The sequence below is a fragment of the Pseudidiomarina aquimaris genome (assembly GCF_003987395.1).
In the GTDB taxonomy this organism is placed as follows: Bacteria; Pseudomonadota; Gammaproteobacteria; order Enterobacterales; family Alteromonadaceae; genus Pseudidiomarina; species Pseudidiomarina aquimaris.
On sequence record NZ_PIPT01000004.1, the window covers coordinates 184,774 to 199,111 of the forward strand.

13 protein-coding genes are annotated in these 14,338 nt (G+C 50.9%); 6 read left to right on the forward strand and 7 right to left on the reverse strand.

All coding sequences use genetic code 11. The features are described 5' to 3' along the window. Window positions 1-9 precede the first annotated feature (9 nt). The 4 genes from CWE21_RS06705 (at window position 10) to CWE21_RS06720 (ending at window position 4,100) form a co-directional block, all read left to right on the forward strand. Window positions 10-1,527 carry a cryptochrome/deoxyribodipyrimidine photo-lyase family protein gene (locus CWE21_RS06705; RefSeq protein WP_126833680.1) on the forward strand — a complete coding sequence of 506 codons (1,518 nt, stop codon included), beginning with the start codon at window positions 10-12 and terminating at the stop codon, window positions 1,525-1,527. Between the two features lie 84 nt (window positions 1,528-1,611). Continuing rightward, window positions 1,612-2,976: a M24 family metallopeptidase gene (locus tag CWE21_RS06710; protein ID WP_126833681.1), complete on the forward strand. Its 1,365-nt coding sequence runs from the start codon at window positions 1,612-1,614 to the stop codon at window positions 2,974-2,976. A gap of 53 nt (window positions 2,977-3,029) precedes the next feature. Further along, a complete protein-coding gene (locus tag CWE21_RS06715; RefSeq protein WP_126833682.1) occupies window positions 3,030-3,623 on the forward strand; it encodes an LOG family protein in 594 nt (197 codons plus the stop codon). A 12-nt stretch (window positions 3,624-3,635) separates the two neighbouring features. Further along, window positions 3,636-4,100 (forward strand): nuclear transport factor 2 family protein, encoded by a 465-nt coding sequence (locus tag CWE21_RS06720; RefSeq protein ID WP_126833683.1) that lies wholly within the window; start codon window positions 3,636-3,638, stop codon window positions 4,098-4,100. On the opposite strand, the gene CWE21_RS06725 is transcribed toward CWE21_RS06720, so the two are convergent. From CWE21_RS06725 to CWE21_RS06740, 4 genes are read right to left on the reverse strand one after another with little or no spacing between them, the layout of a single operon-like run. Further along, a complete protein-coding gene (locus CWE21_RS06725; protein ID WP_126833684.1) occupies window positions 4,101-5,225 on the reverse strand; it encodes an alanine racemase in 1,125 nt (374 codons plus the stop codon). Window positions 5,226-5,253: 28 nt separating this feature from the next. Continuing rightward, complete coding sequence (locus CWE21_RS06730; RefSeq protein WP_126833685.1) at window positions 5,254-6,336, reverse strand: SMP-30/gluconolactonase/LRE family protein; 1,083 nt, start codon at window positions 6,334-6,336, stop codon at window positions 5,254-5,256. 18 nt (window positions 6,337-6,354) lie between these two features. After that, window positions 6,355-7,293 carry an alpha/beta fold hydrolase gene (locus CWE21_RS06735; protein WP_126833686.1) on the reverse strand — a complete coding sequence of 313 codons (939 nt, stop codon included), beginning with the start codon at window positions 7,291-7,293 and terminating at the stop codon, window positions 6,355-6,357. After that, window positions 7,290-8,828 (reverse strand): flavin-containing monooxygenase, encoded by a 1,539-nt coding sequence (locus tag CWE21_RS06740; protein ID WP_126833687.1) that lies wholly within the window; start codon window positions 8,826-8,828, stop codon window positions 7,290-7,292. Before CWE21_RS06740 ends, CWE21_RS06735 begins: the two co-directional genes overlap by 4 nt. A gap of 61 nt (window positions 8,829-8,889) precedes the next feature. Between CWE21_RS06740 and CWE21_RS06745 the strand changes: the two genes are divergently transcribed. Continuing rightward, window positions 8,890-10,599, forward strand: a complete 1,710-nt coding sequence (locus CWE21_RS06745; RefSeq protein ID WP_126833688.1) for a putative bifunctional diguanylate cyclase/phosphodiesterase — start codon at window positions 8,890-8,892, stop codon at window positions 10,597-10,599. A gap of 3 nt (window positions 10,600-10,602) precedes the next feature. Continuing rightward, window positions 10,603-11,313 (forward strand): SIMPL domain-containing protein, encoded by a 711-nt coding sequence (locus CWE21_RS06750; protein WP_126833689.1) that lies wholly within the window; start codon window positions 10,603-10,605, stop codon window positions 11,311-11,313. Here CWE21_RS06750 and arsJ read toward each other — a convergent pair. The 3 genes from arsJ to CWE21_RS13550 are packed head-to-tail and all read right to left on the reverse strand — an operon-like array spanning window position 11,298 to window position 14,251. After that, a complete protein-coding gene (gene arsJ / locus CWE21_RS06755; RefSeq protein WP_126833690.1) occupies window positions 11,298-12,515 on the reverse strand; it encodes an organoarsenical effux MFS transporter ArsJ in 1,218 nt (405 codons plus the stop codon). The two genes, CWE21_RS06750 and arsJ, sit on opposite strands and share 16 nt — an antisense overlap. After that, a complete protein-coding gene (locus CWE21_RS06760) occupies window positions 12,509-13,510 on the reverse strand; it encodes an ArsJ-associated glyceraldehyde-3-phosphate dehydrogenase (RefSeq protein ID WP_126833691.1) in 1,002 nt (333 codons plus the stop codon). Before CWE21_RS06760 ends, arsJ begins: the two co-directional genes overlap by 7 nt. 24 nt (window positions 13,511-13,534) lie before the next feature. Continuing rightward, the gene (locus CWE21_RS13550) at window positions 13,535-14,251 is read right to left on the reverse strand and encodes a metalloregulator ArsR/SmtB family transcription factor (RefSeq protein WP_126833692.1); all 717 of its coding nucleotides are present in this window, start codon (window positions 14,249-14,251) and stop codon (window positions 13,535-13,537) included. Window positions 14,252-14,338 lie beyond the last annotated feature (87 nt).

The window sequence follows — 14,338 nt, forward strand, 5'->3', positions numbered from 1 at the left end:
GGCTAATAAATGCAAAATCAGCAGCCGCTCGCCGTCGTTTGGCTCAAGCGCGACTTGAGGCTGCGCGATCACGAGCCTTTGCAACGTGCCATTGCCAGCGGCCACCCAGTGCTGCTGCTCTACTGCTTTGAACCCAGCATTGTTGTTGACGAACATTATTCTGAGCGGCATTGGCGCTTTGTGTGGCAGAGCCTCGAAGCGCTGCAGCAGGGCTTAGAAAAGCGCGTGCCTTTGCCGCTCTTGGTGCGCTACGACGAAGTGCTGGCAAGTCTGCAAGCCATTCAGCAGCAACAACCGATAGCAGCACTCTATAGCCACGAGGAAGTTGGCTTGGAGCTGACCTATAAGCGTGACCAAGAGGTTCAGCAATGGTGTCGCAGCCATACAATTGCTTGGCATGAGAGCCCGACTGGCGCAGTACAACGTGGTAAAACCCAACGCCACGACTGGGACAAACAATGGCAAAATGTGATGCGTGCCCCGCTCGCTCGACCAAACTGGGAGCAGGCGATGGCTTGGCAACCCCATTGGCTCAGTGAACTCGAACAAAGCGCACAAATACCCACCGCTTGGCGCACTGCCGACGAGCACTTTCAGCAGGGCGGGCTATTCGCAGCGCACGCCACGATGGCCAGCTTCTTCTCGACCCGCGGTAAAGATTACCGTTTTGCTATTTCGAAACCAGAGGCCAGTCGCACGGCCTGTTCGCGCCTCTCCGCATATCTCGCTTGGGGTAACCTTAGTTTGCGGGAAGTCTACCAACAGCTCCTCAAACACTGGCAGCAACCCGGTTGGCGCATGTCGTTGCGGGCGTTTGCGTCGCGTTTGCACTGGCACTGCCATTTTATCCAGAAGTTTGAAAGCGAACATGAAATGGAATGGCGTCCCGTGAACCGTGGCTATCAATCCTTTCCTTACCGTAACGACGAGCAAGTAAGCGAGCACTTACATGCATGGCAACAAGGACTCACTGGGTACCCCTTAGTTGATGCCTGCATGCGCTGTTTGCAAGCGACCGGTTACATTAATTTCCGTATGCGCGCCATGCTAGTCAGCTTTCTCTGTCACCATCTCCTCATTGATTGGCGTGAAGGCGTGCACCATTTAGCCCAGCTTTTTCTCGACTTTGAGCCTGGGATTCACTACCCGCAATTTCAAATGCAAGCTGGCGTCACCGGCACCAACACCATACGCATTTATAATCCGGTCAAGCAGAGCGAAGAACATGACCCCGAAGGGAGTTTTATTAAACAATGGTGCCCAGAACTAAGCGAAGTGCCGCCAGAGCTGATCCATAGCCCCTGGCAGTTAAGCATGCTTGAGCAGCAGCTCTACGGCTGCCACCTTGGCCGCGACTATCCATTCCCGATTGTGGATCTCAAAGCAAGCGGTAAACGGGCGCGCGACTTACTGTGGGGCTGGCGTAAAGAAGCGCAGGTGCAAGCCGAAAAAAAACGCATTTTAGCGCGTCATGTGCGCCCCAACCAACGCAAGAGCAACTCTGCTAAACGCAAGCGTAGCGAATAAGCATTGCCTCGACCGGCGAAACACCGCTACTATCGAAGCATAATCACAAAAGCAGCTTCAACATTAGAACTTCAAGGTAGCGTTATGAAAACACTAATAAAAACGCTCGTCGCTCTGGCTTTGACAAGCACTCAAGCAGGCGCTTGGGCGCAGCCAGCCGAGCAAGGGCGTGTCATTGCTAATGCCGACAACTACAGCGTGCTCAGCTATCAAGACCGCATCGGTCCAGAGAACCGCATGCTGACCACCCGATTAACCGAGTTATTGCCACAGCTCATGGCAGAAACTGAGCTCGATATGTGGCTGGTTATCAACCGCGAATATGCGGAGGATCCAGTCTATTACACGCTGGTACCACAACCGACTTTTGCGGCACGGCGCACCACCATGCTGGTGTTTAACCGCTTAGCCGACGGCACCATCGAGCGCCTGTCGGTCAACCGCTATCCATTGGGTGAACCCTATGAGTCGGCCTGGGCTGGCGGCGAACTCGATGCACAGTGGCAAGCTTTGGCTGACCTGATTGCTGACAAAGACCCGCAACGAATTGGCATAAACGTCTCGCGCGATTGGCCCGTCGCTGATGGTCTTAGCCACGGTTTGCACCAGCGTTTACAAGAAGCGTTACCTGAGCCACTCGAACAACGCCTCGTGTCCGCTGAAGATCTCATTGTGCGCTGGGTCGAGACCCGTACAGCAGAAGAAATTGAAATCTACCCTCAGGTGGTAAGCTTGGCACGCGGGGTTATCGCCGAAGCCTTCAGCAACCGTGTGATCACACCCGGTATAACAACCACCCAAGACGTAGCATGGTATATCCGCGAACGCTTTGCCGAACTGCAGTTGCCGGTGTGGTTCATGCCTTATGTAACCCTACAACGTAAGGGCCAAGGCTGTACCGACGAACAGCCTTTCTGTGGACAAAGTGACAAAACCATTCAAAGAGGCGACGTTATTCACACAGATGTGGGTATTTGTTACCTGAAACTGTGTACAGATACCCAAGAGCTGGGCTATGTGCTTAATTTTGGCGAAACCGACGTGCCGGCTGAATTAAAAGCTGCGATGGCGGTGGGCAACAAGTGGCAAGACCATTTAACTGACGCCTTTACGGTGGGTCGCACAGGCAACGAAGTGCTAGAAGCGACTATCGCGAAAACCACCGCGGAAAGCATGATCACCAGCACCTACACCCATCCACTTGGCTTCTACGGGCACGCCCCTGGGCCAACGATTGGCATGTGGGATAACCAAGGTCCCACACCTATCCGTGGCGACTGGCCTTTGTATGCCAATACCGCCTATGCGATTGAAGGAAATGCCAAAGTGCCACTAGCCATGTGGGACGGCCAAAATGTGCAGATTATGCTCGAGCAAAGTGCGCTATTTGACGGTGAGAAGGTGACTTACATAGCGGGTCGCCAGACGCAATGGCATGTGATTCGTTAGTCGTTATTCGTTATTCGTTATTCGTTATTCGTTATTCGTTAATGGAGTAGATTATGGCGCATTCGTTTCAGAGCATATGTGTGTATTGTGGGGCGAATCCGGGATTCAGCCCAGTCTATAAAGATGCCGCTTTGCAACTCGCCGATGAGCTTTGTCGCGCCGGTATCACTCTCGTCTATGGTGGCTCCAGCGTTGGCCTCATGGGTATCCTTGCCGACCGAGTATTAAGTAACGGCGGCAAGGTCATTGGTGTGATTCCCCAAGCCCTCGTTGATAAAGAGCTAGCACATGAGGACCTCACCGAGCTACATATCGTTGCTTCGATGCATGCTCGCAAAGCGAAAATGGCCGAACTCGCTGACGGCTTTATTGCCTTGCCTGGCGGCATGGGCACACTGGAAGAACTGTTCGAAATGCTCACCTGGGCGCAACTGGGTTTTCACCAGAAGAGTTGCGCGGTGCTCAATGTCGACGGCTATTACGAGGGCTTGTTAAGCTTCTTGGAGGGGGCTGTATCGCAAGGTTTTATTCGCGATGAGCATCGCCATTTACTTCTCAACCACGACAACCCAGCGACCTTGCTCGAACTTATGGCGGCTTATGAACCGCCACAACAACCGAAATGGATAACGGCGAGCGAAACTTAATTAGGAGTCCTCATGCGTTTAATTCTTATTATTTTGCTATTCATTAGTAGTGTTGCACATGCACAAGAAGCTCGGCCGATAAGCGATGCCGAACAGTTTGCCGTCACGAGTGCGGTTGAGGATTTCCTTTACGGGGCGTCGGTCAATGACGTGCAAGCCCATGACAAGTTCTGGGCTCCGGAGCTGACCTACACAAGTTCATCTGGTGTCCGCTTCGGCAAAGCGGAACTTATGGAAGGTATGAGCAACGCTAAAATGCTGCCCAAAAGCGAGGTAACCGCGTGGTATACGGCGGAAGATATTGAGCTAAAAGCCTTCGGCCCAAGCATCATTATCAACTTTACTTTGGTTTCGACAGATGTCGCCAGCGGCGCCCGCGAGACATTTTTGAATACGGGAGTGATGGTTGAACGTCAAGGCCAGTGGCAGGCGGTAAACTGGAACGCCACCCGCACCGCCACGCCGAGCACCGAGTAATTACCAATAATTGATCCGCGGCCAGAACACCAGTTCGTCGGCAGTCGGCACGACATAGCCTTCAAACTGGCTGGCTGTCGCGCACGCATGGTTCGGTAAAATTCGCACTTGCTGGCCGACTTCAAGCTTAGGCAGCTTGGCTTTGCTGCCTTTTCTTACCGACACAATGCCATGCTCTTGGCTGGTACTCGAAACAATCAAATCCTGATACGGCGTGCCATCCATTGCACAGACTAGCCCGTAGCCCTGATCGACCTCTTGCTGCGCCGTACCGCGGTCGCGCGATAACGCCATCCAGCCCGCATCGGTCATGATCCAGCCTTTTTCGGGGCGATGCCCAATCACGGTAGCAACTACACTTATCGCAATGTCTTGCAGCTCACATACATGCAAACCAGCCATGACCAGATCTTGGAATACGTACACACCGGCGCGCATTTCAGTAACGCCGGTGAGATCTTCTGCGAAATGCGCAGTAGGCGTTGAGCCGACACTTACGATGGGGCATGGCACCCCCGCCGCTACAAGCTGGTCACGAACCGCCACCGCAGTCGCACGTTCATGCTCAGCGGCCGCCTCTTTGGCAGCCTTATCGGGACAATGGTACGAACCACCTGCATGCATTAAAATTCCACAAAATTCGCCATTTTCGTGCAAATAACGCCCAATTTCGACGATTTTAGGGTCATTCTTACTGAGTCCGGCGCGTTCACCGTCACAGTCAATTTCAATCAGCGCAGGAATCTTATGACCCAATTGCGCAGCAGCTTTAACCACGGCTTGTGCCTGCGCCATACTGTCGACTAACACCCGCAGCGTAACTCCCATCCGCAGCAACTCAACAACGCGCGGCAACTTGTCGGGACTGATACCTACCGCGTAAGTGATATCGGTAAAACCATGCTCGGCAAAATACTCTGCCTCTTTCAACGTCGAAACGGTTATCGGCCCTTTCCCATCAGCAAAAAGTCGACGCACTACGTCAATCGATTTAGCCGTCTTCACATGCGGTCGCAATGTGACGCCGAGCTTATCCATGTGTTTTTGCAGACGCGCAATATTGCGCTCCATTTTCACTGGATCGAGCAATAAATACGGCGTGGTGAGTTCGGCGAGGTTAAGCATGGTGATGATCCTTACAATCTGCCGAGAGTTAGAGCTCTAACTCCGCGTAGGCCGGTTCATGGAGGCTGCTGAGAAAGAGTTTACCCTCGCTCTCGGCAGCTCCAGTAACATGCGCAAAAGCGCCACTTGGGTCTTGCAAGCTGCGCAACACGTTACCATTGCTATCAATGGCAATAAGATGGCTGTAACGCTGGGCTTGCGGACGCATAAAGCTTGGTAACCGCTGAACTATTTTGCGCACAAACGGATAATTCGATAGCGCATCTAAAGAACCACTACGCGGGCTCACTAAGCCCACCCAAAACTTACCGTCGGGTGCATCGTTAATATTGTCTGGAAAGCCCGGAAGGTTTTCCATAATGGCTTCAATTTGGCCATTGTTCTGGTCGCCGATGCCGATACGCAAAATACGGTAACTACCGGTTTCTGCCACTAACACCCAGTTATTGTCATGACTTACCGCAACGCCGTTGGCAAAATGCAGACCGCCGAGCACGGTGTAGGTAAGCCCTGTTTCTGGCACATAGGCAAGTAGCCGACCGTTGCCCGCATGCTCCATAATATCCAATAAACTCGCTTGGTAGGTGCCATATTGGTCCGCCGCAAAACGTGACGAGGCATCCGAGAAATAGACCGTGCCATCCGCGGCAATATCAACGTCATCGGCATAACGTACCGCACGTCCATCAACTTCCGTTACCACCAGCTCGAGACCGGTATCACGGGACCAACGCATCAAGCCCAAATAAGCATCGGCAATCCATAACGTGCCGTCGGGGCCAAATTCTAAGCCAAGTGGGCGCCCACCCGTCGTTGTTAAGATAGAAAAGTCACCGTCATGTTCACGCCGCACGATATCGCCGTTGAGCAAGCCAAATACCGGTCGCCCTTCACTATCCAAGGTAATATCTTCCGGACCTTCAGAATTCACTAGCTGTTGGCGTTCGGCGCTTTGCAAAGCTGTGTTGGGCGCATAGGCACCGACAAAACCCTGATCACGCGGCGCATTCCATGCCCGCGGCTCAATAGCGACAGGCCAAAACAACAGGTAGGCAATTGCGGCAAGCACAATTATAACCGCGCTTGGTGCGAGCGCATGGCGTTTTGACATGATCTTAAATCCCTATTGTTATTCTAATGGGCTTGTTAAAAATTCCATTACACGCTCGGCGGTCTGCGCCGGGCGCTCAACCATTGGCATATGACCAACGCCCTCATAAATCTCTAATTCGGCATTGGGAATACCTTTATACCACACTGCCGCAGCACTCACATCGAGCAACTGATCACGGCTACCCCAGATGATTAAGGTTGGCACCGAAATTTCAGCAAGGCGGCCGTCGAGCTGGTCAAGATTACGAAAGTCTTCAGCGATCTGAATGTATTCGGCTTTGTGCTGTTGATAGCGCTCGGCCATACTCCGCAACACAAACTCTGGAACATAAGGCGGTTCCGCCATGGTCATGGCATAAAACTCCTGAAAGTCGTTCCAGTTATCAATTTCGAAAGGTGACTGACCTTGTTGGAACAGTTTTTCCGCGCGGCTTGCCACAGGTGCGGTTACACCTGCAGGGTCAATGACCACGATGCCAGCGGTGCGTTGCGGATACTGTAAGGCAAAATTGGCGGCAATCAAGCCACCCATCGAATTCCCAATAACCGTCGCACGCTCCACATTTAGGGCATCGAGCAAACGCTGTAAACGTGTTGCTTGGGCGCTAGGGCTATAACTCCATTGTGGGTCAAAGCCGGTTTCACCGTGGCCCGCAAGATCGGGAATAATGATGTTGTAACGCTCATCTATTTGATTGCCAAAGCGCAACCAGAGTTCTTTCGAGGCCGTGTAGCCATGCAAGAGCAACAACGTCGGAGCGTTAGCACTTTCCGCACTGCGGCGGTACAGCGAAAAGGTAATATCACCTAGGTCTACTTGGCCTTTGTCAAAACCATACAGTGCCGCTTCAACACGTTGTGTGCTTTGATAGACCACTTGCCCAGTAAGCGGATGCCACGTAGTGGCGTACAAGAGGATAAAAACCGCTGCTAATCCGATAAGCCACTTTTTCATGATTGTGCTCCGCTTTTAAAGCAATGATCTTGCGGCCGAAAACGCCAAGCCAAGTAACGATAGACAAAACTAAAGCCGGGGAACATTGCCGTGACCTTACCACTTTTGCTCTGATACCAGCTGTGACAACCGCCGGTTTGCCATACGGTACGAGCCATTTCGTGATGAATCTTATCGGTATAGCGCTGCTCTGCCTCAGCGGTGACCGCAACGCTGGTCGCTCCGCGCCGTTCCAATTCGGCTAACACACGCATGATATAAATCATCTGTGATTCAATCACAAAAATTGCGGAAGTATGCCCAATGCCAGTATTCGGCCCCGTAACCAAAAACAAATTCGGAAAATTCGGCATCATGGTGCCTAGATAAGCCCGCGGATAATCTTCCCAAACATCATCCAAACGCACTTCGTCTTGCCCAACCACATTGAAACCTAGCGCGCCATCAGTCGCTTTGAAGCCTGTCGAGTACACAACTAAGTCTAATTCGAGCTCTTGGCCCTGTTGGGTCACGAGTCCTTTTTCGGTGAACTCCCGAATCCCATCATCGCGATCATGTAAGGTAACATGGTCGAGTGCTAACGCTGGGTAGAGCGTATTTGAGACAATAATGCGCTTACATCCAATAGTGTAATCGGGCGTGAGCTTTTGCCGTAAATCTTCATCGGGTATTTGCTTACGTAAGTGTCCTCGCGCCTCGCGTTCGGCAAAAACTTTCAATAAGGTCGACGAGTATTTAAACGCTAGCACCCGCCACTCTAGCGCCCAATAGATAGTTTTGCGTAACAACTGATAGAACGGTTTGATACCCAACAGCTTACGAAACCACGGAGCAAACTTACGATCAGGGCGCGGCATCACCCAATGCGGCGTGCGCTGAAACACGTGCAGCTCGGCAACTTTATCTGCAATCGCAGGAATCACCTGTGCTGCACTTGCGCCACTGCCAATAATCGCGACGCGTTTGCCTGTGTAATCATAACTATGATCCCACGCGTTGGTGTGAAAGCTTTTGCCCTGATAGCGCTCCCGCCCAGGGAAGTCTGGGATCAACGGATTGCTTAATGGTCCTTGCGCACTAATCACTGTACGTGCAAAGAATACGCCGGCACTGGTGGTTATCTGCCACTGTTGCTCATGCTCTAACCAGCGCAACTCGGTCACATTGGTGTTCAGCAATGCTTTGTCGGCCAAACGATGTTTTTCGAGGACCTGCTTAGTATATGACTCCAGTTCAGGTTGCTCAGCAAACATTTGTGACCATGGGTACGGCTCACTGGCCAACGAATAAAGGGGCGACTGCACATCGACTTGGGCGCCAGGGTATGAGTTTTGACACCATGTGCCGCCCATGAAGCTGCGACGTTCCAACATAACGAAGTCCGTCACCCCTCGTTTTAGCAACCGCAATGCTGCGGATTGTCCGCCAAAGCCAGTACCAACAATAATGACTTGGTATGTATGTTGTTTCGTCGCCAATGCTTCGTTTCCAGAAAGTGAAAATATCACTAACAAATTAACGGTTTTATCAATCATATTCTACACTTGTAGTCATTTATAACCGCTAATCTTCAATTCAAAACAATAGCGAGTAGACATGACTGATGACCGCGACAAGCAAATCAGCGAGGCACGGTTCCATAAGCTCTTTGACGATACCCAAGCGATGTCTATTCAAGGCTACCGAGCTGATGGTACTGTGGTTTACTGGAATGCTGCCTCAGAAAAAATTTATGGCTATACGACCGCAGAAGCATTGGGGCAAAGTTTATATGATTTAATTATCCCCAGCGAAATGCGGGATGACGTGCAAAAAGCAGTGGCCTGGATGTTCGAGCATGAGCAAGGGATTCCTTCTGCACGATTGAACCTTAAACATAAAAACGGCACGACGGTTCCTGTCTTTTCTAGCCATACGGTGGTCGCGCTCCCCAATGACGAACCCATCATGTTTTGCATGGATGCCGACATGCGCGCTTTGGAAATTGCTGAAAACCAAGTGCAGCGGCTCTCCTATTTTGACCCACTGACCGATTTGCCAAACCGTCGACTTTTACTTGAGCGTCTGGCGAGCATTCTTCGCCCCAATAACGGTGATAGCCCCGTTGCTGCGCTCATGATCGTTGATATTGATAACTTTCACAGTATTAATGAAAGTCTGGGCTATGCCAGTGGCGATCGTGTGCTCATGCACTGCGCACAATGTCTACAGCAGTTTGCGCCAGCACTCGACGATATTGCCCGACTGGTTAAAGATGAGTTTGTCTTGCTGCTCGCCAGCGCAGGGAACTCGTCGGCAGCGGTTGCAACGAACGCCGAGCAAACCGCCAAGCAGCTAATAGCGGCTCTTGAGGCGCCCTTGCAACTCGACAATAGCACCCACAAGTTAAGTGCTTGTATTGGTATTACACTGTTTGATTGTCCGAGTGAACAGCTCGGTGATGAACTTTTACGGCAAGCCGATATCGCCCTCAAGTCAGCAAAAAAGTCAAACGACGCGCAAATCTGCTTTTTCGATACCGACATGGAAAATGCGGTCAAAGAAAGGCTAAAAATCGCACAAGCTTTGGCGCATGCCGTTGATAAAAAAGAGTTTAAACTGGCGTTTCAACCACAAGTCAACAGGCATGGGCAACTGATTGGTTTTGAGGCTTTACTACGTTGGAGTCACCCAGAATTCGGGGCTATTTCTCCCGAACAGTTCATTCCAATAGCGGAGACAACGAACGCAATTTTGCCCATCGGTGACTGGGTGCTCGAGCAGAGCTGTTTACAGCTAGTGCAATGGGCGTCACAGGCGGATACCAAGCGCCTAAACTTATCAGTGAATGTCAGTTCCGAACAATTTAGGCGGGGCGACTTTGTTTCCCGCGTCCAGCAAATTTTGCTCAATTCAGGAGCCAACCCTAAAAATTTACGCTTGGAGTTAACCGAAAGTTTGATGGCCGAAGACATTGAGTTTGTCGTCAGTCAAATGCACAACTTACGTGAGCTTGGCGTTTCGATTTCATTAGATGACTTTGGCACGGGCTATGCGTCACTTGCATACCTATCACAGCTTCCGCTCGACGAGCTCAAAATTGACCGCGCCTTCGTAAAAGATCTGAACAAGCAGGGTAAAGGTGAGCTCTTAACGGAGACCCTAATCAGCCTTGGTCGCAGTATGAATTTGACAGTTATTGCTGAGGGCGTGGAAACTCACGAGCAATTTGAGCGTCTACAAGAACTAGGTTGTGAGTTTTTCCAAGGCTACCTATTCGGTAAGCCAAGAACTGACATTGAATCTTATCTAAACCAGAAGAGTTAAGCCATGCGTGAATTGACCGCCGTCATTTTAGGGGTTGCCTTGATTATTGCTGCGGCGACCGCCGCCATTGTGGTAAGTGATGCCGTTACCGAGGTAAAGGCGTTGGAGCGAAGCGTTACGGTCAAAGGGCTCTCTGAACGCGAATACCTTGCCGACACCGTGATTTGGCCGATTCAATTTACTAGTGCTAGCAATGACTTAGCGGCGATTTATCAGGAAATTGAAGCCTCTAAAGCAAAAATCGTGGCATTTTTACTACTACAAGGAATTGCTGCCGAAGAAATATCCACATCGGCGCCTAACATTGTGGATAAATCAGCTCAGCGTTATGGTGGTGACGCAAGCGCACCATTCCGTTATACCGCTACGCAAACGATTACCGTTTACTCAGAAAAAGTTGAGGCCGTACGCGAAGTGATGAGCTCACTTTCCGAACTTGGTAAGCAAGGCATCGTGCTCAATACCGACGACTACAATGCTCAGCCCGAATACTTGTTTACCCGTTTGAATGAAATCAAACCCGAAATGATCGAAGAAGCAACTCTTAAAGCACGCGAAGTCGCGCAAAAGTTTGCCGAGGACTCCGACAGCGAGCTAGGCAAGATAAAGCGCGCCAGCCAAGGCCAATTCAGTATCAGCCCGCGTGATCGCCATAACCCGCATTTAAAAACCATTCGGGTGGTGTCGACGATTGACTATTATCTCTCGGATTGAAGTTGCTCGCGTTGTGGCAGACCACTGATCACTAGCGTTGAGAGTATTAATAGAGCCGTCGAGACCGCAAGGCATACCAATAGTCCAAAACTTTGGTAGAGCCAACCTGACAATACTGTGCCCAAAAGACGGCCTGCCGCATTGGCCATATAGTAAAAACCGACATCAAGGGACACGCCGTCAGCGCGCGCATAAGAAACGATTAAATAACTGTGCAAGCTCGAATTAATTGCGAACAACACACCGAAGATGCCAAGTCCGACGATTAAGCTAGCCGCAACTGGCGCTTGTTGCCACAGCGCCATTGCGAGCAACAACGGACTCAAACATAGCAGTGCGCCCCAAAGTATTGCCTGACGCTGCGGTGCAGTTTGCGCGCTACCGGTGAAGCGCGGTGCAACCCCCTGCACTACACCGTAACCGATGACCCAAGCCGCCAGGAAACTGCCAACTTGCCAATGGTCCCAGTTGAGCTGGCTGGCAAGAAACACTGGCAAGGCCACCACAAACCAAACATCGCGCGCTCCAAACAAAAAGAAGCGTGCCGCCGAAAGTCGATTAATGGCCGGACTCTTTGAGACTAGCTCTTTGAATTTTGGTTTGTTTTTGGCGACACCTGCGTCGTTTCGCAAAAACACTAAGCTAAACACCCAGACCACGAGCAGCATCACCGCGAGAGCCAATACCGCCCCTTGAAAACCGAGTACAGTCAGCAGCAGCCCCCCGAGAAAGAAGCCGACACCTTTAAGGGTGTTTTTGGAGCCTGTCAGCAGCGCTACCCATTTATAAAGCTGCCCCTGTTGCTGTTCCGGCACCAATAGCTTGATGGTACTCTTCGCACTCATCTTATTGAGATCTTTGGCTATCCCCGATAACGCTTGCGCCGCCATCACCCAGAGCACAGTGAGCCACGCCGATGGCACCAATAACATCGCAAGGGCCACGACTTGCAGACCTAGCCCGATATTCATCGTGCGATTCAGGCCCCAGCGCGCGCCGAGCCAGCCGCCAAAGAGATTCGTTACTACGCCAAAAAACTCGTAGAACAAAAACAGCATGGCGACTTCAAGCCCGCTGTATCCCAATTGATGGAAATACAACACCACCAACATGCGTAATGCGCCGTCAGTAAGCGTAAATGCCCAATAGTTGCCGGTAACAATAAAATACTGGCGTAATGCGGGCGAAAACCGCGCTAGCATGCGCCGACCTTCGCCACCAATTCTACCGCACGGTTGGCATAACCCCACTCGTTGTCGTACCACGCATACACTTTTACCTGCGAGCCATTAATAACGCGAGTCGACAGCGCGTCAATAATGCTTGAGCGCGGGTCAGTACGGTAATCAATCGATACTAGCGGACGTTTCTCGTAGCCGAGAATACCTTTCAGGTCGCCAGCTGCTGCTTCGGCAAATAGACCATTGACTTCATCGACACTGGTTTCGCGCTCGACTTCAAAGACACAGTCGGTCAAAGAAGCGTTGGCCAACGGTACGCGCACTGCGTGCCCATCAAGCCGCCCTTTTAGTTCGGGGAAAATTTCAATAATCGCAGTAGCTGAACCCGTCGAGGTAGGAATCAAGCTTTCACCGCAGGCACGCGCGCGGCGCAGATCTTTATGCGGAGCATCTAAAATCGTTTGTGTGTTGGTGATCGAGTGAATCGTGGTGATGGAACCATGCTTGATGCCGATTTTTTCATGCAATACTTTCACCACTGGCGCCAAACAGTTGGTTGTACAAGAAGCAGCAGTGACAATGCGATGCTGACTCGGATCGAACAAGTTATCATTGACACCCATGACAATATTCAGCGCACCCACCTCTTTAACCGGCGCCGATACCACCACGCGCTTTACTCCCTGCGCTAAGTAGTCATTCAATACCGCAACTGTTTTCATCTTGCCCGATGCCTCCAGCACAATGTCACAGCCGCTCCAATCGGTCTCAGCAATCGCTTTGTTTTGACTTAGCGAAATCATTTGGTCGTTAATCACCAGTGCATTTGCAGCCGCCTCGACGTGACCACTCCAGCGTCCATGCACCGAATCAAACTCGAGTAAATGAGCAAAGGTCTCAGGATTACCACCTGGATCGTTCAAGTGGACAACCTCAATATCGCTGCGCTCGCTGGCAAGCCGCAGCGCCAAGCGACCAATACGGCCTAAACCATTAATGCCTAATTTGATTGTCATAGTATTTCCTTAGCTGAGGCTAAATTATGCCGTCTTAATTAAAGGTGTTTTCGCGTTGAGCGTTAACTGAATGACGTTACGCATCCAATCGGGTAAACCCGGATTCAAACGGTAGTAAACCCAGCGCGCATCCTTACGATCACTCAGTAGGCCATACTCGCGTAATTGCGCCAAATGCCTTGAAACTTTTGGTTGCGACATTCCAGTAGCAGCTACTAAATCGCAAACACAGAGTTCACCGTGCTGAGCCAGCAAAAGAGTCATCCGCAAACGCAATGGATCAGCCATTATTTTGAAAAAATCTTGGGGCTCGTCGTACAGGTTTGGACGCTCGGAGTCGCGCTGCAGAATCGTCAGAAACATGTGGATGCGCTCTGTGAGCTCAGTTGCAGTCTCTTCGAATGCTATGGCTTTCTCACTCTTTGCTGGATCAGGAAGATCCCAAGCGATAAAGTTTTGTTCCGCGAAAAGATCGCAGCATTCTTCACGGGCTCGCTCACAGAGGCTGATGACATAATCAAACGAGTCACTTCCTAGACTCGCTATCGATTTTGAACAAAGGTTCACAGTCGAAATAGCACGCTTTTTTAAAGCTTTAAGCGCTTCTGGATGAGGTGAGCTGGGAGCAAAACCAGCACTCTTCACCTCTATTTCTCGGCCACTCATGTCACGTAACATGGCTTCAGCCATGAGTGAGCGCGCTGAATTTCCTGAGCATACAAATAAAACGCGTTTTTTCATGATTTCATCATATATATGGAAAACCATATACATGTTAAATCGTATAAATTATATGTTCAAGACGATTCCTCGCAAAATTTTGCGTTC

Excerpts from the sequence above, each read along its gene's own strand:
- CWE21_RS06705 (WP_126833680.1), top strand. The coding sequence starts at position 10 with ATGCAAAATCAGCAGCCGCTCGCCGTCGTTTGGCTCAAGCGCGACTTG.
- CWE21_RS06710 (WP_126833681.1), top strand. The coding sequence starts at position 1,612 with ATGAAAACACTAATAAAAACGCTCGTCGCTCTGGCTTTGACAAGCACT.
- CWE21_RS06715 (WP_126833682.1), top strand. The coding sequence starts at position 3,030 with ATGGCGCATTCGTTTCAGAGCATATGTGTGTATTGTGGGGCGAATCCG.
- CWE21_RS06720 (WP_126833683.1), top strand. The coding sequence starts at position 3,636 with ATGCGTTTAATTCTTATTATTTTGCTATTCATTAGTAGTGTTGCACAT.
- CWE21_RS06725 (WP_126833684.1), bottom strand. The coding sequence starts at position 5,225 with ATGCTTAACCTCGCCGAACTCACCACGCCGTATTTATTGCTCGATCCA.
- CWE21_RS06730 (WP_126833685.1), bottom strand. The coding sequence starts at position 6,336 with ATGTCAAAACGCCATGCGCTCGCACCAAGCGCGGTTATAATTGTGCTT.
- CWE21_RS06735 (WP_126833686.1), bottom strand. The coding sequence starts at position 7,293 with ATGAAAAAGTGGCTTATCGGATTAGCAGCGGTTTTTATCCTCTTGTAC.
- CWE21_RS06740 (WP_126833687.1), bottom strand. The coding sequence starts at position 8,828 with ATGATTGATAAAACCGTTAATTTGTTAGTGATATTTTCACTTTCTGGA.
- CWE21_RS06745 (WP_126833688.1), top strand. The coding sequence starts at position 8,890 with ATGACTGATGACCGCGACAAGCAAATCAGCGAGGCACGGTTCCATAAG.
- CWE21_RS06750 (WP_126833689.1), top strand. The coding sequence starts at position 10,603 with ATGCGTGAATTGACCGCCGTCATTTTAGGGGTTGCCTTGATTATTGCT.
- arsJ (WP_126833690.1), bottom strand. The coding sequence starts at position 12,515 with ATGCTAGCGCGGTTTTCGCCCGCATTACGCCAGTATTTTATTGTTACC.
- CWE21_RS06760 (WP_126833691.1), bottom strand. The coding sequence starts at position 13,510 with ATGACAATCAAATTAGGCATTAATGGTTTAGGCCGTATTGGTCGCTTG.
- CWE21_RS13550 (WP_126833692.1), bottom strand. The coding sequence starts at position 14,251 with ATGAAAAAACGCGTTTTATTTGTATGCTCAGGAAATTCAGCGCGCTCA.